The 4,602-nt window shown below is 56.5% G+C and carries 3 protein-coding genes; 1 reads left to right on the forward strand and 2 read right to left on the reverse strand.

Going from position 1 to position 4,602, the window contains the following annotated elements:
• Both B4F73_RS00155 and B4F73_RS00160 read right to left on the reverse strand, forming a co-directional pair.
• The coding region (locus B4F73_RS00155) for a glycoside hydrolase family 3 protein (protein ID WP_290482227.1) at window positions 1-1,754 on the reverse strand (1,754 nt) is incomplete at its 3' end.
• On the reverse strand, window positions 1,751-3,706 hold the full coding sequence (locus B4F73_RS00160) for a sodium:solute symporter family protein (RefSeq protein WP_290482228.1): 1,956 nt from the start codon (window positions 3,704-3,706) through the stop codon (window positions 1,751-1,753). The genes B4F73_RS00155 and B4F73_RS00160, both read right to left, overlap by 4 nt.
• 245 nt (window positions 3,707-3,951) lie before the next feature.
• On the opposite strand from B4F73_RS00160, the gene B4F73_RS00165 reads away from it, so the two are divergent.
• A partial coding sequence (locus B4F73_RS00165) for a LacI family DNA-binding transcriptional regulator (RefSeq protein ID WP_290482229.1) occupies window positions 3,952-4,602 on the forward strand: 651 nt, incomplete at its 3' end.

Genomic DNA, 4,602 nt, shown 5'->3' on the forward strand with positions numbered 1-4,602 from the left:
GGCCAGGAAAAAGATAGTTTGCCGGAGAAGTCGAGACCATTCGTTGCGAACAGCACATCAGCGAGTGCGCCTGCCTGAGTGCCGGGAAGAAATGCTGCGATGAAGGCGTCGGACGCATTCAATGATGGATTGACCCAAAGCGGTCGCCCAGAGAGGAAGATGCAGATGGTGGGGATGCCTGCCTTGCGCAACCGTTTGAGCGTGTCGGCATCTTTCTTGTCTCGGGGCTGAAAATCCAGCGTCGACAGGTCTCCGCGAAACTCGGCATAGGGGAGCTCTCCAAACACGTGAATGGCAATGTCCGGAGAGTCTTTAATGCGCCCGTCGGGTGAATAGATAATTGTCCCGCCATGCTCTTTGCCCACCCGTCGAATTCCCGCCAGAAAGGTTTCGGCATGCGGATAGTCGGCCGGATTGAGATGTCCGCCCTGCCAGGAAAGCGACCATCCTCCGCACATCATGCCGAGATCATCCGCAGCGGGACCCGTCACCAGGATTCTTTGGTTCGACTGCAAAGGCAAAACATTGTTCGCATTCTTCAGCAAAACGGCAGATTTCTGGACGGCGACAGCAGCAAGTTCCGTATGTGCCGTGCACCCAACATTATTTCCTCTCACAGCTAGGGGCCGCTCGCTGGGAGTGGGTTGAGCACACAGGCCTGCACGCATTTTTAGCCTGAGAACCCGGCGGACCGCATCGTCCAGACGCTCCTGGGTAATTCGTCCGGACTCAAGGTGGCGCAATAGGGACGCATGCAGGCCCTTCCAGCTGTCGGGGGCCATATACATATCGAGGCCCGCCATCAAAGCATCCGGGCAATCGGTTGGGGTGGCGCCCTCTATTTGCCCGTGCCCGTCCCAGTCTCCCACAACCACACCATCGAAGCCCCAATGGGCTTTTAGAAGGTCGGTGAGAAAGGCTTTGTGTCCGTGCATTTTAAGACCGCCCCAACTTGAAAACGAGGCCATCACAGTCTGCACTCCAGATTCCAGAGTGGCGTAGTAGCCGGCGGCGTGGACCTCGCGCAATTCGGCTTCTGAGACGATCGTTTCGCCCTGGTCCCGCCCCCCCTGAGTGCCACCATCACCAATGAAATGTTTCGCGCAGGCGAGTATCTTGGCGTCACCGAGGAAGTTCTCGTTGCCCGAAATGCCTTGTAGGCCTCGGACCAGGGCGGCGCTTAGCTCAGCGACTAATTGGGGAGATTCCGAATAGGACTCATAGGCTCGGCCCCACCGGCTGTCGCGTGCGACGGCGACGGTCGGAGAGAATGCCCAATCCATACCTGATGCACGTACTTCACGTGCGGTAGCGGCGCCTATGCGTTCCACCAGTTCTGCATCCCGCGTGGCACCCAGTCCGATATTATGTGGGAAGATTGTTGCCCCGATCAGATTGTTGTGGCCGTGAACAGCGTCGGTGCCCCACAGTATCGGAATGCGGGGGCCATCTGCACGCATGGATGCCGCCCAAAATGCATCGGCGAGTTCCAGCCAATCGGCGAGACTGGCACGTTGATTTCCGTTTGGTGCAGAATTGCCGCCATTCAGCACTGAACCGAGATGATAAGCGGCGACGTCCTCAGGCGTCACTGATGCAATATCGGCCTGAATGATTTGCCCTACCTTTTGCGCGGGTGTCAGCCACTCCAGAATTCGCTCAATCAGGGCCTCTGTTTTCTCGGACTGCAGGCGTGGCGTTTGCGCCTTCGGCCAATCGGACAGAGCAAGCGTGGAAGTAGACCAGTCAGTCACAAATTAAGTCCGACATCGGATTTATGTGTTCGTTGCTCGTCGGGAGAGTAGTCTTCCGGGTAATCTCTCATCTGGTCATACCAGCTAAGCTTCAGGAATACGCTGGTGATGAGCACAACTGAAAGAGCTGCAAGCATTTTGGGCCAGTCTTGAATCACAAGGAAAATAGGGACGCAGACCAGGGCAGTCTGCCAGACAATGCCCACGGCTACGTTAATCAAGTCACGCTTCAAGTTCGTATTGGGGGAGACAGTTCGGCCGGCGGCCGCGAGTGAGTCGGCGACAGGCCCCCAAAGGCCCCATGGGCGCGTCTTCAAGTAGAATCGCTGCAATGTTTCCATATCGGTCGGCCTGGTAGCCAGAGATCCGATCACCACGGCGATAAGACACGCTACGAAGAAGAATGGGAAAGCCTGCAACGGATTGAAGTCCACCTGTGGCATGCCTAATCCCAGCGCAAACACGATACCCGTCAGCATACCCCAGAAGTAACCGTAACCATTCATGCGCCACCAGTACCATTTCACGACATTGGCGGCTGTGTATCCGCCATAAAGCCCTGCCGTGATCCAGTTGATGACATTGTCGATGCTGGTCAGGAACACTCCGATGAGCGTGCCGATGATCACGAAGACCGTGGACACGAGGTAGCTGATCCTGAGATACGTCTTCTCAGACGCATTCGGCTTAATGTATTTGCGATAGATGTCATTTACGACATATGCGGGGGCGGCGTTAAGGGGGGCGGCGAAGCTGGACATGAAGGCAGCCAGCAATCCGGCGAGGGTGAGGCCGAGCAGCCCGACTGGAATGAATTCACGTAGTGCAAATGGCAGTACGGCCTCAAAGTCCGCATCTGTGCCCATGTCCCGCAAATATGGGCTGAAATAGACCAGAGCGAGAATCGTCAGACCGGTGATCAGCAAATAACGTGGGACATTCAGCACAATACTGACCAGCGCGCTCATCTTGGCGGCTTCGATCGGAGTGCGGGCGGAAAGGATGCGCTGCATATCATAGTTTGGGGCCGGCCCGGCAAGTGATGTGAAGATTCCCTTCAGCAAGACAAGCATGAAGAATATTGAAAACAGCGAGTAGCCCTCACTCGCTATCTTGGTATCTGCAGAGGGCAGCAGATTGGACCAATCGAGACCAAGCCTCCATCCAAAAAAGGGATTGTCCCAGCCTTCGGGGACTGCCGCAGCCAGCGTATCCGGCGCCACATGCATCATGGCGATCACGGCAATACCAACACTGGCAACCGTGATGACGAGGAATTGTATGACTTCGGTAAATACTACCGAATACATGCCGCCCTTGATGACATAGAGCGACGTAAGAAAGATCAGGATAACGCCGAAAACCTTCTCATTGAGTGAGATCATTGCGGCTTCTCTCTGGGCCAGAAGGTCACCGGCGAGATTGGGCGCCTTCAGCGCGGTCGGCAGGAAAACGTCGAGCTGAAGAAGGCCCGCCAGGTCTAGCGGGATGAACTGGACCGCGAGCTTGCCGATGCCGAGGAAGCCGTAGGCCATGTAGGCGAGCACCAGGATCAACGCGAATAACACGACACTCAAATGGCTTAACCGCGCGGCTGGGCCATCGCCAAATCGGAAGGTAATCCACTCTGCCCCGGTCATCGCGCCCGACCGGCGCAACCAGATGGAGAGGAAGACCATCAGAAATACTTGGTTGAAGACGGGCCAGAGCCATGGGATCCAGACGCTTTTCAGACCATACACAAACAGGATGGATACCAGCCACATCGTAACAGCCACATCGAACATACCAGAGGCGTTCGACAGGCCCAGCGCATACCAAGGCAACCGATTGCCACCCAGAAAGTAGCTCCGCATACCCTTATTGGCCCGGGTGGAAATCCAGAAGCCGATAAATAGCGTCAAGCCGATGTATGCCGCGATCACGGCCATATCAATCGGATGTAGACTCACGGTCCCCGACTCCTAGTTCGTGCGCGCGGTTCGCCCGGGCGGGCGACGGTGCACCGAATTCCTTCTTGCAGCCAAATGGGCCTTGGTCGCCAACATTCTCTGCGTGCCTGACCATGAGAACATTCAATACAACCGGTTTCATTGCAAGCGGTCATGGTGTTTGATGACCAGATCGTTCCATCATTCGGGCGAGTTACCCCGACGCGGAGCCTTAAAAAAGCGAAATGGCTCGTAGGAGAATTTCAATGGCTCAGATCAGGGATGTCGCGAAACTGGCTGCTGTCTCCCCCGCGACAGTGTCGCGGGCATTTTCAGATCCGAGTAAACTGTCCACAACGACGCTCGAACGCGTCCTGGCCGCCGCCGAAGAACTCAAATACAAGCCGAGCTCATTGGCTCAATTGTTCCGTGAGAAGCGGACCAATACAGTGCTTGTCATGGTCCCGGACATTGCAAATGTCCTGTTCGCGAGAGTTGTCTCGGGCATTGAGCGTGTCGCGGTAGAAAACAAGTTCAATTTGATCGTGTCTGACACCGGAGACGATGCAGCCATCGAGTCCGTTGGTGTGGAGATGGTGGAAACCTATCGCGCCGATGGCGTGATCCAGCTGGGCGAGCGGCCGCTCGACCAGTTGCATCATGAGGGTGAACACTGCGCGATTCCCTTTGTGCAGGCGATCAGCGCTGATCCGCGCGGTCGCTATCCGACGGTCGGTATCGATGATCGCAGCGCGGCGGCAATGATGGCGGAGCACCTTCTTGCGTCTGGGCATCGCCAGATCGGGGTGTTGGCAGGCCTGAAAGACCGGCTGGTAACGCAAGAGCGGCTGACGGGGATTCGCGATGCGTTGGCTGCCCGGGAACTACCGCTCGACGAGACCATGGTGGCATATGGG

Origin of the sequence: Hyphomonas sp. UBA3601 (genome assembly GCF_002375605.1) — a bacterium.
Taxonomy (GTDB): domain Bacteria; phylum Pseudomonadota; class Alphaproteobacteria; order Caulobacterales; family Hyphomonadaceae; genus Hyphomonas.